The 15,291-nt window shown below is 40.6% G+C and carries 12 protein-coding genes; 5 read left to right on the top strand and 7 right to left on the bottom strand.

Annotated features, from left to right (window positions below; translation table 11 throughout):
• Window positions 1–32: 32 nt before the first annotated feature.
• Window positions 33–884: an FAD-dependent thymidylate synthase gene (gene thyX, locus WKV44_01780; GenBank protein MEM5947264.1), complete on the bottom strand. Its 852-nt coding sequence runs from the start codon at window positions 882–884 to the stop codon at window positions 33–35.
• A 257-nt stretch (window positions 885–1,141) separates the two neighbouring features.
• Between thyX and WKV44_01775 the strand changes: the two genes are divergently transcribed.
• A complete protein-coding gene (locus WKV44_01775; GenBank protein ID MEM5947263.1) occupies window positions 1,142–3,466 on the top strand; it encodes a Tex family protein in 2,325 nt (774 codons plus the stop codon).
• Between the two features lie 54 nt (window positions 3,467–3,520).
• Here the strand turns inward: WKV44_01775 and WKV44_01770 are convergent, their stop codons facing one another.
• The gene (locus WKV44_01770) at window positions 3,521–4,651 is read right to left on the bottom strand and encodes a CapA family protein (protein MEM5947262.1); all 1,131 of its coding nucleotides are present in this window, start codon (window positions 4,649–4,651) and stop codon (window positions 3,521–3,523) included.
• 94 nt (window positions 4,652–4,745) lie between these two features.
• On the opposite strand from WKV44_01770, the gene WKV44_01765 reads away from it, so the two are divergent.
• Together WKV44_01765 and WKV44_01760 are read left to right on the top strand one after the other, a co-directional pair.
• Window positions 4,746–5,885, top strand: coding sequence for a M23 family metallopeptidase (locus tag WKV44_01765; protein ID MEM5947261.1), 1,140 nt, complete (start codon window positions 4,746–4,748; stop codon window positions 5,883–5,885).
• Between the two features lie 272 nt (window positions 5,886–6,157).
• The gene (locus WKV44_01760) at window positions 6,158–7,174 is read left to right on the top strand and encodes a potassium channel protein (protein ID MEM5947260.1); all 1,017 of its coding nucleotides are present in this window, start codon (window positions 6,158–6,160) and stop codon (window positions 7,172–7,174) included.
• A 193-nt stretch (window positions 7,175–7,367) separates the two neighbouring features.
• Here the strand turns inward: WKV44_01760 and WKV44_01755 are convergent, their stop codons facing one another.
• Window positions 7,368–8,777 carry an MATE family efflux transporter gene (locus WKV44_01755; GenBank protein ID MEM5947259.1) on the bottom strand — a complete coding sequence of 470 codons (1,410 nt, stop codon included), beginning with the start codon at window positions 8,775–8,777 and terminating at the stop codon, window positions 7,368–7,370.
• A 126-nt stretch (window positions 8,778–8,903) separates the two neighbouring features.
• Here WKV44_01755 and WKV44_01750 point away from each other — a divergent pair, with 126 nt between their 5' ends.
• On the top strand, window positions 8,904–9,224 hold the full coding sequence (locus WKV44_01750) for a hypothetical protein (GenBank protein ID MEM5947258.1): 321 nt from the start codon (window positions 8,904–8,906) through the stop codon (window positions 9,222–9,224).
• 62 nt (window positions 9,225–9,286) lie between these two features.
• Here the strand turns inward: WKV44_01750 and WKV44_01745 are convergent, their stop codons facing one another.
• Both WKV44_01745 and WKV44_01740 read right to left on the bottom strand, forming a co-directional pair.
• Window positions 9,287–11,623, bottom strand: a complete 2,337-nt coding sequence (locus tag WKV44_01745) for a TIM-barrel domain-containing protein (GenBank protein MEM5947257.1) — start codon at window positions 11,621–11,623, stop codon at window positions 9,287–9,289.
• A 253-nt stretch (window positions 11,624–11,876) separates the two neighbouring features.
• A complete protein-coding gene (locus WKV44_01740; protein MEM5947256.1) occupies window positions 11,877–12,560 on the bottom strand; it encodes a DUF2259 domain-containing protein in 684 nt (227 codons plus the stop codon).
• A gap of 78 nt (window positions 12,561–12,638) precedes the next feature.
• Here WKV44_01740 and WKV44_01735 point away from each other — a divergent pair, with 78 nt between their 5' ends.
• On the top strand, window positions 12,639–13,421 hold the full coding sequence (locus WKV44_01735; GenBank protein MEM5947255.1) for a hypothetical protein: 783 nt from the start codon (window positions 12,639–12,641) through the stop codon (window positions 13,419–13,421).
• Here the strand turns inward: WKV44_01735 and WKV44_01730 are convergent, their stop codons facing one another.
• Together WKV44_01730 and WKV44_01725 are read right to left on the bottom strand one after the other, a co-directional pair.
• Complete coding sequence (locus WKV44_01730) at window positions 13,422–14,015, bottom strand: phosphatidate cytidylyltransferase (protein MEM5947254.1); 594 nt, start codon at window positions 14,013–14,015, stop codon at window positions 13,422–13,424. It abuts the gene before it with no gap.
• Between the two features lie 180 nt (window positions 14,016–14,195).
• Window positions 14,196–15,290 carry an ATP-dependent 6-phosphofructokinase gene (locus WKV44_01725; protein ID MEM5947253.1) on the bottom strand — a complete coding sequence of 365 codons (1,095 nt, stop codon included), beginning with the start codon at window positions 15,288–15,290 and terminating at the stop codon, window positions 14,196–14,198.
• Window position 15,291 lies beyond the last annotated feature (1 nt).

Genomic DNA, 15,291 nt, shown 5'->3' with positions numbered 1-15,291 from the left:
AAACAGCACAGAAACATATATACTCTTTTTTTCTAGCGCTGTCTTCCGTCCTCCAACTTGGCAAGAAACCGTGCCCATTCTTTCTCAGAAAAATCCTCTGGCCTCTCCTCCTGTGAAAAATCAATCCCTTTTTTCTGTAAAAAAGCAAACTCTTTTTCTGAAAACTTAACAGCGCCGAGAATATGCTGTTCGAAAGAAGAAACAGCCCGCGGACAAACCTTTTTGGCAATATCCAGCATGACCCTGGCATATTCGCGTATTTCATACTGAGCATGAGCATCAAGCCTGAGCTTTAAAAAACGAAAAAGATTATGCAAGTCAATCTGCCAATACCACTCAGTATAAAGGCTAAGCGGCAGATTGATTCTCGCAAGCTCTCGCGCAAGCCCCATATCCACAAGCTCCATATACTCCTCATATGCCCTTTTTTGTCCCTCAGAAAGCCGCTCTATGATGTCCTCCGTAATCTCCTCGGAGAAACTCTCTGTAGCCCTGCCCTGCTTATTATCCTTGCTCTGAGGCGACACAACAGCCGGTTGGGGTACATAAAAAGCCTCTTCCATCACGCTGTAGCGACCAGATATCTCATTGAGCCTTGCCGTTCTATGCCTTACCCACTGCCTAGCAACAAAAATAGGCATCCTGGCATGAAATGTAAGCACAACCTGTTCAAAAGGGGACGTATGCTCATTGCGCAAAAGATAATCTATGAGAGCTGCATCCTCCCTGTACGACCTTGTACCTGCCCCATAAGAAACCCGTGCAGCCTGAACAATCCTATCGTCACTTCCCATATAATCGACAAGCCTGACAAAACCCTTATCAAGCACCTTAAATTCCTTATCAAGAATCTCCTCAGCCTCTTTTACAATACAATGAGCCATAAAACCTCCAGCAAAAAATATGCCCTTTATTATATCAGATTTTAAGACGAACGTCCTCCCCGCGCCATAAAGGGCAGCATAAAAAGAAATGCGCGGTGAGTCCTGCCTGCGGCGCTAAGAGGAAAACTGCCTGTTTTGCATTCTCTTGCCTGAGGCAGCACGGGCTGCTGTTGCAGCTCGTGCGTTCGGGATAAAATATTATGATTTTTTGTTTACAGGGCTTTACTTTTTTTGGTCTGACAGTGCAAAATCTCAGCATGGAAATAACACAGGATTTTATAGACAGCCTGACCATAGACGAGTCAGCAATAATTACAGAAATTGCAAAGAAGCTTGAGATTAGCAGTGCTCAGGTTGCCGCAACAATAGGTCTTTTTAAAGAAGGGTGCACAGTACCGTTTATTGCAAGGTATCGCAAAGAGGTTACCGGCAGCCTGGATGAGGTAAAGGTAAGAGATATTGACCACATGTTTAAGAGTGCGGTCAATCTTGAGACAAGAAGAATAGATATAATAAGAGCGATTTTTGCACAGGGGAAGCTTACAGAAGAGCTTTATAAGAATATAAAAAAGGCTTCCTCTCACACTGAGCTGGAGGATATATACGCTCCATACAAGAAAAAGAAAAAAACACGCGGCATGATTGCAGAGGAAAAAGGGCTCGCTCCTCTTGCAGAGGCAATGAAGGTCATGGAGGAGTCTGCACTCAGGATAAAGGCTGCAGAGTTTGTAAAAGAGAACAAGGAAAACCCAGAGCTTTCTGTCTCAAGCATTGATGAAGCACTGCAGGGAGCAATGGATATCATTGCCGAGCAGGTTGCGCAGGATTCTGATAACAGAAAACGAATTAAAGATTTTTATCTCAAAGACGGTAGGATAATTGTAAAGGGCAGAGGAGATGAGGAAAAAGCAAAGACCAGCACATACAAGATGTACTGGGATTTTAATGAGCCTTTATCACAGATAAAGCCCCACAGAATTCTTGCAATAAACCGAGGAGAACGCGAGGGTGAGCTTTCTGTTACAGTAGATGTGGATGAGAATGCCGCTACAGAACTTTTGTGGCGGCAGTATGAGATACATAACGATTACCATAAAACAGCAATAGAAGACGGACTCAAGAGGTTGCTTTCTCCAGCTGTAATAAGAGAGATAAGGGGTGATAAAAACGCTGAGGCCGATGAGCACGGTATTTCCGTTTTTGGCGAAAATCTCAAGAATCTACTAATGCAGCAGCCTATCAAAGGAACTCGGGTGCTTGGTATAGATCCGGGTATCAGAACAGGTACAAAATGTGCTGCACTGGACGAGACAGGCAAGTACCTTGGCAGCTTTGTAATACATCAAAACAGTCCGGAAGAAGCAAAGAAAACACTACTGGAAGGTATAAAAAAATACGACCTGCAACTAATAGCCGTGGGTAATGGTACAGGCAGCCACGAAGTTGTTGAGCTAGTAGCTCAGATGATTACAGAAAACAATCTGGATGTTCTATACACTGTTGTAGACGAGGACGGTGCATCTGTTTATTCTGCAAGCGATATAGCAAGAGAAGAGTTTCCTGACCTGGATCTAACCATAAGAGGAGCTATTTCTATAGGCAGAAGGCTTCAGGATCCGCTTGCAGAGCTTGTTAAGATTGATCCCAAGTCAATCGGTGTGGGGCTTTATCAGCATGATGTCAATCAGAAAAAACTCTCGGAAAGTCTGGATGAGGTTGTACAATCTGTTGTAAATAATGTAGGGGTCAATCTCAATACGGCAAGTTTTTCCCTGCTTAAATATGTCTCAGGTATCAATAATACACTTGCCAAAAACCTGGTAAAATACAGGGAAGAAAAAGGCAAGATAAAAAGCAGGGCAGAGCTGCTTCTGGTCCCGGGAATGGGTCCCAAGAGTTTTCAGCAATGTGCGGGATTTCTAAAGATTGCAGAGAGTCCAGACCCTCTGGATAATACATGGGTACATCCGGAGAACTACGAGATTGCAAGAGAGATATACGAGATAATAAAGAAAAAAGGCAGGCTTGAGGCGGCAGAACGTAAGGCCCTCAAGGAAAAATATGGCGTAGGAGATACTACAATAGCGGATATAGAGGAAGAGTTAAAAAAGCCCAACAGAGACCCACGTCAGGATTATCCTGCCCCTGTTATGCAGAAGGGTATCTTATCTTTTGAAGACCTCAATGAGGGTATGAAGATAAAAGGCAAGGTCAAAAATGTTGTGGATTTTGGTGCTTTTGTGGATGTTGGGATAAAGGAAACAGCTCTTATCCATATAAGCGAAATGTCAGATAGCTATGTCAGAAATCCCATGGATGTATTAAAGGTAGGCGATATCAGAGAGTTTACCATAATAGAGCTGGATAGAGATAGAAGACGCATCAGCCTGTCGCTCAAAAGCAATGCTGGAAAAAGGCAGACAGATAACAAGTCAAGAATAACCAGCAATTCTTCTTCCTCCACCTCAGATAAAAAGAGTGCCGACAGTGAAAGGAGGAGAAACAGCTCGTCTTTTTCCACAAAAGACGATGGTTTGACATACAATCCTTTTGCAGAAGCTTTTAAGAATCTAAAGAAATAGACTTGTATTTATCTGCAAAAAAGGAGCAGGGCAATTTGCCCTGCTCCGTTCGGTTTATTTTAGATATTCTATCTCTGGATTCCAAAAATCCAGTAGGACATTGTATCTTTCTTTGTAATATTCTTTCCATTTGGTGTCTTGTTTAAAATTATCATCAAGAAGAGTTCTGTATGTTTTGATATAGACGCCCCTGCCTTTTATATAATGGCTTATGGGATATATTCTTGCAGGTAGTATCTCAACTTCCTGCAAGTTTTTTCTGACTTTGATGCCAAGAAGCAGCGAGTCGCCTGTAGGTGCTCTATCAGCTTTATAATCGCCAGGTGTTATAAACCAGGTTTGTCCGGATATAAGGTTCCCCATAGAATACATCACAATGCCTTTTATTCTATTGTCCTGTATATATATTTTATAAGGCTGGAGCACATGAGGATGATGGGCCCAGATTATATCCACACCTGCAAGAATTGCTTCTTTAAAAAAATCAGCTTTCTTCTTATCCGGTTTTTGTGCATATTCTGTGCCTGCATGCACAGAAAGAATAAAAAGATCGTATTTACTCCTGTTCTTTTTTATCTGTTCAAGAAGTTCTTTCTTAAGTTTGCTGTTATAAAAATATTTTCTGTTGATATATTCTGCACCGTCTTGCGCATTTAGAAAGGCTGTTACAGCCAGAAAGCCTATGCTTATATCTTTTATACGTATCTCTGTAGGAACAAACAAGTCTTTTTTATCCTCTACAGCTCCGTTAAAAGCTATTTTATAGGTTTTGGCAAGCTCCATAAGGTTATCTATGGTGGAAAATACTCCAGTTTTACCCTGATCACAGCTATGATTATTGGCTATGGAAAAAACATCAAAGCCAGCTTTTATTGCTGCTTCCACATATGCTGGCTTGACGGAAAAAAAAGGAAAGGTGGAGTTGGGTTTATCTTTTTGTAGCACAGTTTCCAGGTTACAAAAGCTTATATCATCGCTGCTTATTATGGATTTTATATCCTTGTATATCTCATCGTAGTTTGGTGTCTCATAATTGACGTTGTGAGCCATAAGATCGCCTGCAAAGGTAAGAAACACATAAGGAGCAAGCTCCGGCAGCTGTCTTAATGGTAGATCCACAGGGCTATATAGACTGTAGCAGGAAAAACTTATAAAAAAAGCAATAAGAGATATCTTTCTACTCATTTTCACAGCAAAATTATGCATTGCTTTGTAGTATCTGTCCATTATTTTATCCTGTTGTTTGCTTTTTTGCTCTGTCGGAATTATGTTTTTTATTATGAAAAAACTTGTCTTGCTTTTTATATTTTTTGCCACAGCTCTGGGCATATTCTCACAGGATTTTGCAGAGCTTTCTTTTGTCCAAGAGGATGGCTATGTAACAATAAAAGCCAATAACAATCTGGATATCCCTGTATCCGTTGTCATAACTTATCTCAAGGGAGCGGATACAAACCAAGAACTCCCGCTTATTCTCCCACCTATTCCCTCTTCTGCAAAAAATCAGGCAATAGGCCGCATAAAGCAGCAGGAAGGCAAAAAGCTGAGTATCAAATGGATAAGCATGCCGGGAAGCATCACGGATAACCATCCAGACGAGGATTTTCTATATATATTTCCTTTCCAGCATGGAACAAAACACAGAGTGGATCAGGGCTTTAATGGTTCTTTTACCCATAAAAACGACAATCGTTATGCCATAGACTTTGCCATGGATATAGGCACTCCTGTTTGCGCTGCAAGAAGCGGGATTGTTGCATACGTAAAGGAAGATTCTTCCACCGGAGGGCCATCAGCATCCTATGCCAATGATGCCAACTACATATTGATTTATCATGCGGACGGAACTTTTGGAAATTACGTGCATCTCAAAAAAGATGGAGCAATAGTCAAGCCTGGAGACAGAGTAGAAGCAGGGCAAGTCATAGGCTACAGCGGTAACACAGGACAGAGCTCGGGACCACATCTGCACTTTGACGTGCGCATACCCACAACACACGGACTTCAGTCTATACCCATACAGTTTCTCAACTATGACGCTAAGCCCGTTATCCCTCAAGAAGGCGAATACTATTACGCCCTGCACCCAGGCAAAGAGCCCTTTAAGGTTATTTTGGGAAGTCTCTTAAAAAATGAGCACTTTACAGATTACCAAGCCGTCATAGAAAAAAAAGACAAAATAATATTTAGAACAGAGGATGTGGACAGCACTACAGTAGTATTTATAGGCAACGGCTTTGACTATCCTGTGGAAATCACAGTAGAACTGCTGCTTACCAACATGGAAGCCAGCACACAAAAAAAGATTACACTCACACTCCCCCCGCTCACAGAACGCTTTCTCACTATCTTAAGACCCACAGAAGGTGCTGCATCCTGGAGATACGGATACCGCTATACCTATAAACGCACAGAATAGCAGAAAATACCTGTTTTACAGACAAAATCATACCGAACGTCGGAGCTGCAGGAAACAAGAAAAAGCAAATTGACACAGCTCCTCCTGCCAAGGGCACATATACTGTATAAAAGACAAAGCAAAAAGACTTATCAACATTATGACAGATGCGGCTAACAAAATATCCGTCTTTATATCTTGTAAACAATCAGGCTGACAATCTATAATCTCAAAAGAAAAAAATGTATCAATCTGGGCAACACAATAACCTGTAGAGGGGAAAATATACCGGCATGAATATAACACTTAGGATACTGCTTGCAGTGAGCCTCATAGCCATTCTCCTTGGAGTGGGAACCCTGGGCTACAGCACCATAGAAGGCTGGAACATCATAGATTCCCTATATATGGCAATAATAACCCTTACCACCGTAGGATTCTCAGAAGTTGCCCCTCTCTCTAATACCGGCAAACTTTTTACAATAATATACATTATCATGGGCATAGGCTCTGCGGGATTTGCAATTACAACCCTCTTTGGCTATATATTCGAAGGCCCAATGATGCAAACCCTCAAGGAGAGAAAGATGAAATTACTTAAAAAAAGACTCAACAACCATCATATAGTATGCGGATACGGTGCAATTGGAAAAGAAGTCGTAGAAGAGTTCAACCGTGCCGGAATATACCATGTTCTAATAGACAAAAATATGCCAGAAGAAATCATAAATAACCCCGGCTACTCTATCCCCATTGCAGGAGATGCCAACGACGAAGAAGTCCTTAAAGATGCCCATATAGAAAATGCCAATAGCCTCATAGCCACACTCAATGATGATGTGGGCAACCTATTCCTGGTAATGACAGCACGCCAGCTTAACCCCAATATCAAGATAATAACAGAAGCAACAGAAGAAATGTCTGTAAAAAAACTGCGCCGCGTAGGAGCAGACATCGTCATAACACCTTATAAGATTGTAGGCAAAAGAATAGTCCAGAGCCTCTTAAAACCCAGCCTTACCCACTTTCTGGATATTGTATCGGATAAGGACCCCGATAAAACACTCAAAATAGAAGAATTCAAAATTCCAGCAAAATCAAAACTCATAGGAAAAAGCCTCAAAGAAACCGATATAGGCAGGCAGACCGGAGCAATAATCCTTGCCATAGCAGACCAACACGGCAAAGTGAGATCCAACAGTAACGAACGGGAAAATATAGCTGGTATCGCTTTGCAACAAGGTGATAGCCTCATAGCAATCGGAAACGATGAGCAGCTAAAGAAATTGGAAACCTTCTTAAATACTTGAAACTTTGCTTTCTCTATAAAAAATCATACCCAACATCAGAGCTGTGACATGACAGAAAAAAATCAAAATTGGCATAGCTCCTCCTGATGTGGACAGATATGCAGCAAAAAGGATAGAGCCTAGCAGCTAGTTTCTGTGCCGAAGGCAGCATAGGGGGCAAACGGACCCCTATGCGTTCGGTATAAAATAATAATCAAGGTTCCAGCATTTGCTCGTGAGGCTCGTAGGGTTCTGTTATGATTTTTCCACCTACCATCTTTATCCACTTGCCCGATACAAAACGCCATAGGCCTATAAAGAACTTGACTAGCTCCTCGGTCTGCATGAGAAAAATAATCCAGAAAAAGGACAAATCCCATATGAGAGCAGACAAAAAGACCAGCGGCACTCCAATCAACCAGACAGAGCCCAGTTCCATCAGCATACAAAAGGAGGTGTCACCACCAGAACGGAATATTCCCACAACCGTATGCCAGTTAAAAATCTTAAAGCCCATGAAGCAACCAAAGAGAATGATATAAACTCTAAGAAGATAGCGCGCGTTTGTAGAAATGTTAAACAAGCGGGAAAAAATATCAGAGGCAAGAATCAAAAGCAAACCAAAAAAAACACCCAACAAAAATGCCCATACAGCAAAGGCCTTTGCATAGGATTTTGCACGCTTTGTCCTATGAGCACCTAGAGCATTGCCAATCATAACGCCACAAGCATTGCTACTTCCCACAAAGAATACAACTGCAAAATTGATAAGAGTACCAGCAAGGGTGTTGGCAGCTACCATGTCTGTGCTAACACGGGCAAATATCACTTGATATGCACTCATACCAAGAGACCAGCCAAGCTCATTAGTAACAACAGGCCAGACTTTTTTTATATAATCTTTGATAAGATGCGTAGAAGCAGAAAAAAGATTTTTGAGAGGTGCTGCAAATGCCGTCTTTCTTGCATAAACAAAAAAAACAGTCAGAAAGGCCTCTGTTGCACGTGCAATAAGAGTTGCGATAGCAGCACCCTCGACACCCATGGCAGGAAAACCAATCTTGCCAAATATAAGAATATAGTTTCCTACAGTATTGATGAGAAGTGACAAAGAAGAAATCAGAAAAGGCAATCTGGCATTTCCCGTGGAACGCAAAGCAATCGCATAGATAAGAGAAACCGCAGTAAAGGGATAGGTTGGCCACATCCACTTGAGATAATCTGCACCCAACTTTCTTACGTTGTTGTCAGGAGAAAGAAAGGAAAATATATCTCCAGGAAACATAAAAACAAGAAGAGAAACAAAAAGAGACATAGTAAGACCTGCTGTCAAAGCAATCCCCATAACAGCATGCATATCCTTTTTATTTCCCGCACCCCAAAACTGAGCCCAAAATACAGACGAGCCTGTACCAATACCAAAAATAAAAAGAAAAACAATAAAAGAAACCTGGTTGGCAAGTGATACAGAACTTACAGGATCTGTCCCCAGCTGTCCAATCATAAAAATATCCAGCATATTAAGAGAAGAAAAAAGCAGATTTTGTGAGGCAATTGGAAGTGCAAGAACAAAAACCCTTTTAAAAAATAGCGGAGACGGCTTTAAAACCGGCAAAATACGCATACATCCTCCAGGCTGGCAAGTCTACACCCCGCAAAAATAAAACACAATATAGCCATATGTTGCAAAAGCATAAAAAAAATAGTAGCATATAATACCTCTCATAAAAAATCCCGTAAGGAGCAGCTCATGAAGATGAACGAAATAGAAAAGATGGAACGGGAACTCAAAAAGTCCAAGAAAAAACAGGAAAATCTGGAGAGAAAACAGCAAAAAAAGAAGGGCAACCTAATAGGAGACTATATAAAGAAGCTGTCCTCTCTATTCTTTTATGATAAAGAAATGATATACAATATTCCCAATAATCCGGATATAGAAAACTGTATAGCAGAAATCCAGTTGGAAATCCCTCAGGAAGAGTGGGAGACAGTGATGAGAAAAGCAATAAAAACAACCGGTGTAAAAGAAAAAGAAATAGCCTTTAATCAGCTAAAAGAATATCTAAAATAAGTTATCAATAAACTCCGCTATTGGGTGAGGAAATGGTCCTCGCCCAGAAACATATAACCTAATCAAACAAAAACAATAGAGAATTTCTTAGTCCCGTAGGGAACCTTGCATTCATAATACCTCTGTACGGGATACAAGTCTTCATCCTTTTTTTTATAAGAAAACATGACTCTGTCATCTGCCAATAGTTTAAAACCATTATCACAAAACACCCGCATAGAAAAACTTCGTCCCTCTGGTATAACAGAAACGTCTCCAAGATAGGATATACTTATTTCTACCCTCCTACTGTCTCCTTTTGCAGAAAAGTTTGTATAACAGAATTTACCTGCAGAATACTCCATAGAAACTCCATCGTCTTCATACACAGATATGGAATCATTGATCAATGAGGCAGGATATAGCTCTATCACAAGCTCCCGAGGCAAAGAAGAAGCAGAAAGAGCAGAGGACTGTTTTATAAGGATAGAGCCTGTCTTTATAAAATGAGGCGGAGTAAAATCAGCCTCTCCAAGAAGAACAAAGGAAGATTTTCCGTCGCCAATGTATCTCTCTCCACTTACAGGATAAAACCACTCTCCCTCCGGAAGTATGACAGACCTATAAGAAGATTCCCTTACAAAAGGAGTACAAAGAATCCTGTCCCCCAGCATATACTCATCCCATACAGATAGCCCATCTTCCCAATTGGGATAAAAGAGTGAGAAACTTCTACAAAGAGGCAATCCCGTATCATGGCTTTCTCTCATAAGAGTATAAAAATACGGAAGAAGAGAGTACCGCCACAGCATAGCCTGTCTAAAACTCCTTTCTACAAACTCATCGTACTCCCATGGGACTCTCTCACTCCCACCTGAAGAATGCAGCCTGAAAATAGGGCTCATAGCACCAAACTGATACCATCTGCAAAGGAGTTCCGGATTGAGATGCTTATAACGCCACATATGTCCGCCTATATCATGAGAAACCATGGACTGAGCCATATGACCTGCTCTGAGGGTATATTCTACCTGAGATCTAAGCACCTCAAACTGACTGTAAGTATCACCTGTAAAATGAACCGGATACCTATGACTGCCAAAACCTTCTGTCCTTGATAGGATAACAGGTCTTGCATTCTGTCTCTGGTTTTTTAAAAAGCGCCAATAAAGCTCATTGGTCCACAACTGCTTATCCAGACCTTCTATATTGGCGGAAGCATGCCCGTCTATCCACATGATATCTATAGCTTCATCCATAAGGGGTTTATGAAAAACATCAAAAAAAGCCTCGGCCTCGGCCTTTGAAGAAAGATCAACAGGTTTAAAAACACCTTTTACAACCTTTTCTCTGTAACTATCTTCTATTCCTGCTCTTTTTACAAAATCAGCAAAAAGAGAATCACTAACAGGCAATCCGTCTGGATGAATATTTACGGCAAGTCTGACACCCTTTTCTTTCAGACTGGCAATCAAAGCTCTATAACAGGGATATCGCTCCTCATCCCAATCAAAACCATACCATCCACCTTTATGCCACTCAAGGTCAAAGACAAACACATCCAAGGGGACACCTAGACTAGAAAAACACTCATATAACTCTGCAATCTTCTCTCTCCGGTATGTTGGAAATCTGCTAAACCATAAGCCCAGCACATACCTTGGAAGCATCTCACTTCTGCCAAACAAGCATAGATACTGTCTGTATGCAAGAGAATAGTCCCTTCCGTAAAGAAAAAGATACCAGTCAGTCTCACAAGCTTTTCTTTCAACAGGCCAGCCACTATCATCATACACTGCAGTACAAGAATCGTTATACAAAAAATAACCCGATCTACTCAAAAAAGAAGGCGGATACTTTTTTCTTTCTTCTATTATTTTTCTAACCTGCGGGACAAGAGTCTCTAGTTTTTCTCTTGCAAGAAGCTGCTCTATAGTAACAAGTCCACCATAATAATGGGCATCTGGCTGTGTGCCCTCCTCTGCAAAAACATAATTCCACAGATGATACTCCGTACTATTGGGATGATAATTTTTATCGGCAGAATGGACACCCTCAGGAATAATCCCCCTCTGTATACAATCCATCCCCAGATGCACTCCGCCAAGGTTATCACTATCTATCATATCGGGTTGCCAAACAAGTTTATCATTATGGTAAGCACTAAGAGCCCTTTCCCACTCATCCATATCGCAAAACATATAGTGCAGATAAAAATCTCCACTTTGTAGCCTAATCCCTCCGGGAATCTCCTCTACACTGTCAAACCCCACAGAGCCCCTTCCACCTATAGCCCTTACACTCTGTCTATCCTCAAAAACACCGCTCTTTGCATACTGTATCCTGATAAGCCCGGTACAAAGACAACTCAAACGAACCTTATTGCCAACAATTACCCGGCCGGATTCTATCCTGTACACAAAATACCTCCAAACATGTTTTCGAAAACACATTATCACGGTAAGTTTATGCTGTCAACTTTCTGGTTTCTTACATGGCGCTATCAGGAAAGCAGAATATAGACCGAACGTGCGGGACGCCCAGTCGTCCCGCACTGCTACCGCTATAAGTTTGGTTTTTGTCATAACTAGATATTTGCCGCAGGCAGGTGTAAGGCGCACTTTCCTGCTCTCAGGGGAATCCTGGCCTTACACCGTTCGGGATAAAAAAGTATCAAGGAGTATAAGTTTCTACCATATACTTTATAGTAGGACCATCCGTATCGTAGTAATATTTTTCCACAACAAACACAAGGGAGGCATTATCCGGTGCAAGGATTATCTGCCTTATGCGATACTCCATGACACCCTTTCTAAAGTAGTTGGGAAGGCCTATCACAGCTGTTATACTGTTTTTGCTTTTATCTATCTTTGTGAGCTGGATATGAAAAGAAGCCTGACTGCTTTCTTTGCTTCCTTTTTTTGTTTGGACAAGCGTTACATGATATTCCTCGGATGTGTAAAAATCCCTAAACTCTATGTAGTCCTTGGGCTCTGCTCCGTTAGCAAGAATGTAAAGAAGCCTGCCCTGATTGAGATGGTCTATACCATACTTCTTTGTAAGACTGATGTTGTCTTCCAACAGGTTAAGAAGAGCCGCAACGCTGTCCTGGCCAGGCAAAAAACTTACCGGATATGTCTTTTTCTTTACTCCAGCAGGAACAAAATCGTTATCAGCGACATCAACTACATACATCTCCGCATAGGGATAGGAATCTTTCTGGGTTATGCCATGTATGCCAAACATAAAGGTGTTGCCATCCCCGGAAAATCCAAGATTAACAAAACTTGCGGCATCACCTGCATATAGAGAAAATATTGCCAATAAGAGTACAAGGGGGATAAGGGTTTTCTTCATTACTTTCCTCCTTTTTTAATATCGTTTCCTTTTCTTTTTACTGTAGTTTTTTCTTGTTAAAGAGGATAATATATTTGTATGACTCTTAAACAACGCAATTTTATATTCTCTTTTTTGCTTCTTATTTCCATAGTTGCCCTTATTTCTTATATCATTCTGACCTTATATGTATATATTGGGGACGGAGGTGTGGCTTTTTTTTCCCTATACAGACTGGATTTGCTGCTTATATATTTCTTGCAGTTGTCATTTGTTCTGGCAATAATGCTTATTTCCAAGAATTTTTACAAGACAAGCATAAGTGCCGACTTTTACTTCTTTGTGCTTTTTATTTTTTCTATGGAGTTTGAGCTATTTCGCCTTTTTATCCTGTTTTCGGACATATTCAGACCGGATATAAATTCACTTCGCCTTTTATACAGATTGATTTATCTTGGATATTTTATAGGCTTATCAAGCCTCTTTCTATTTTCTTTTTTTTCTCTCTCTTTGAGCTATCAGAGAATAGGAAGACTGAGCTTGTGGATGATTGTTTTTTCTGTTTTTATGGCATGGTTTATGCCTCTAAACACTTCCTTATTTTTCTCCTCCGGCATTCCGCTGCCTCTTTTTACAAGAGCCTTTGGCATATTTTCTGTAGGGGTATGTATATTGTCTGTAATATGTATTGCAAACGGACATGATGAATACAGCAGCAGATTTGATATAAAAAAGGCTCTTTTTCTGATATTTATAATAATAGGAAGAGCAATACTATTTTTTATGGACTCACCTGCTCTTTATATTATCATCGCCTTCCTACTTCTGGTAACAGGAAGTATTTATATTATAAGAAAGCTATACCAAAAAGAAATCTTATGATTATAACATAAGACTTGCTATCATTCCTGTACCAACAGGCATAATCATATTATCCAAATCCTTGGAGGGAATCATCTCTATAATCGTTGAAGACACAGCGACGATTATTGCCTTATACGGATCATCAAGCAAAGGATATGCAGAAAAGTAAACAGCAAAAAAACAAGCCAAACTGCCGCCAAGGCTTTTGCCACCTGTAAAAGGAATTTTCACGGTCTTTATACTTTTTCCTACAAGACTGGCAAAACCATCACCAAAGGCAAGAGCATATATTGCTATTGTTGCCGCAGGTGCAGGATAGAGAAGCAGAGCAAGCATAGCACCAGTACCAAGAGTAATAGGAGCGATTACAAATCCATTTTTCTCCCTTTCTCTGGTTACCATGGAGGTTATTGCAGAAACAACACCCACATTAAGGCCGGAAACTCTCATAGCTTCCATAACAGTGTAAACTATGGTTCCCATTCCTAGTAAAAAAATTGTAGGGAGTACCCCTATAAAATTTGCTACCGTGGGAGAGAGGGCAATACTCATATGTATGCTTTTTCTAAGGAATTCCTGCTCTATGCTTCTTAAATCATATGTTTTTTCCATCACCTGCACAACCAACTCCTTCCCACAGATATATGCAAATACCATGCCAATTCTTATACAGTATAATTATTTTTATTTGTTTTTAATAAAAAGAATTACACAAAACAAACACAGGGAACTTGTATATTAACAGGATGTGTATACTTTTTTATACTTTATTATTAAATTTTTACTATTATTCTAGTCGCCAAGGCAGGTTCCTATATCCCTTGCTGTTGAGATAAGCCCATGATCAGGGGGGACTCTTTTAAGTCTGCCGGCAACTTCTTCTAGCGGAACAGGAACAACATGGTTATTTCTCATAGCAAGCATATAGCCATATCTTCCCATAGCGAGCAAATCAGCTGCAGCAGTACCAAAGGCTGTAGCAAGAACCCTATCATACGGATTTGGAGTTCCTCCTCTCTGAAGATAGCCAAGAACAGTAACTCTGGTTTCCATGCCGCTTTTTTTTTCTATTTTTTTTGCTATCTCATAACCTATTGACGGATATTTGGATTCTTTTTTGTGTTTTTTCTTCTTTTCTTTAGCAAGATTTGCTTCTTTTTTTGATATTGCTCCTTCTGCAACAGCAACTATGGAAAACTCTTTTCCCTGATTACTTCTTTTTACAAGATGCTCCACTATACTATCAATACAATATGGAATCTCGGGAATTAGAATTACATCGCCTCCTCCTGCTATGCCTGCATAAAGAGTAAGCCATCCGGCCTTATGCCCCATAAGCTCTATCACCATTACACGGTTATGAGAATGAGCAGTAGAATGAAGTCTATCTATTGCCTCTGTTGCAACATCTACAGCACTATGAAAACCAAAAGTAACATCGGTACCCCATATATCGTTATCTATTGTTTTGGGAAGGCCAATCACATTTAAGCCAGCCTTTTTTAAGAGATAAGCTGTTTTATGGGTACCATTTCCACCCAAAACAACAAGACAATCGAGCTTAAGTTTCTTGTAGTTTTCTATAATCGCATCGGCTTTTCTGCTTCCTGCATCTGAGTCTCTTTCTCTACCATCCGGCTTAAAAGGCTTTTCTCTGGAAGTTCCCAGTATAGTTCCACCTCTTGTGAGAATTCCATCAAAGTCCTTAGCCTTTAGAGGCCTCACATCTCCTTCTATTAGTCCTCTATATCCGTTAGAAATCCCTATGATTTCAATTCCGTATTTATAATAAGCAGATTTTGCGACACCTCGTATGGCAGCATTAAGCCCCGGGCAGTCCCCACCACTGGTAAGGATACCTACCCGTTTGCATTTTGTTTTTGTCATG

It is taken from the genome of Spirochaetia bacterium 38H-sp (genome assembly GCA_039023545.1).
GTDB lineage: Bacteria > Spirochaetota > Spirochaetia > Winmispirales > Winmispiraceae > Rarispira > Rarispira pelagica.
The sequence above is the reverse complement of the archived record's forward strand: the minus strand, read 5'-3'. Positions and strand labels throughout refer to the sequence as shown.

What these genes read in the sequence shown, in the direction of transcription:
- WKV44_01740 (MEM5947256.1), bottom strand. Translation starts at nt 12,560, where the DNA reads ATGAAGAAAACCCTTATCCCCCTTGTACTCTTATTGGCAATATTTTCT.
- WKV44_01775 (MEM5947263.1), top strand. Translation starts at nt 1,142, where the DNA reads ATGGAAATAACACAGGATTTTATAGACAGCCTGACCATAGACGAGTCA.
- WKV44_01770 (MEM5947262.1), bottom strand. Translation starts at nt 4,651, where the DNA reads ATGAGTAGAAAGATATCTCTTATTGCTTTTTTTATAAGTTTTTCCTGC.
- WKV44_01725 (MEM5947253.1), bottom strand. Translation starts at nt 15,290, where the DNA reads ATGACAAAAACAAAATGCAAACGGGTAGGTATCCTTACCAGTGGTGGG.
- WKV44_01730 (MEM5947254.1), bottom strand. Translation starts at nt 14,015, where the DNA reads ATGGAAAAAACATATGATTTAAGAAGCATAGAGCAGGAATTCCTTAGA.
- WKV44_01755 (MEM5947259.1), bottom strand. Translation starts at nt 8,777, where the DNA reads ATGCGTATTTTGCCGGTTTTAAAGCCGTCTCCGCTATTTTTTAAAAGG.
- WKV44_01765 (MEM5947261.1), top strand. Translation starts at nt 4,746, where the DNA reads ATGAAAAAACTTGTCTTGCTTTTTATATTTTTTGCCACAGCTCTGGGC.
- WKV44_01760 (MEM5947260.1), top strand. Translation starts at nt 6,158, where the DNA reads ATGAATATAACACTTAGGATACTGCTTGCAGTGAGCCTCATAGCCATT.
- thyX (MEM5947264.1), bottom strand. Translation starts at nt 884, where the DNA reads ATGGCTCATTGTATTGTAAAAGAGGCTGAGGAGATTCTTGATAAGGAA.
- WKV44_01735 (MEM5947255.1), top strand. Translation starts at nt 12,639, where the DNA reads ATGACTCTTAAACAACGCAATTTTATATTCTCTTTTTTGCTTCTTATT.
- WKV44_01750 (MEM5947258.1), top strand. Translation starts at nt 8,904, where the DNA reads ATGAAGATGAACGAAATAGAAAAGATGGAACGGGAACTCAAAAAGTCC.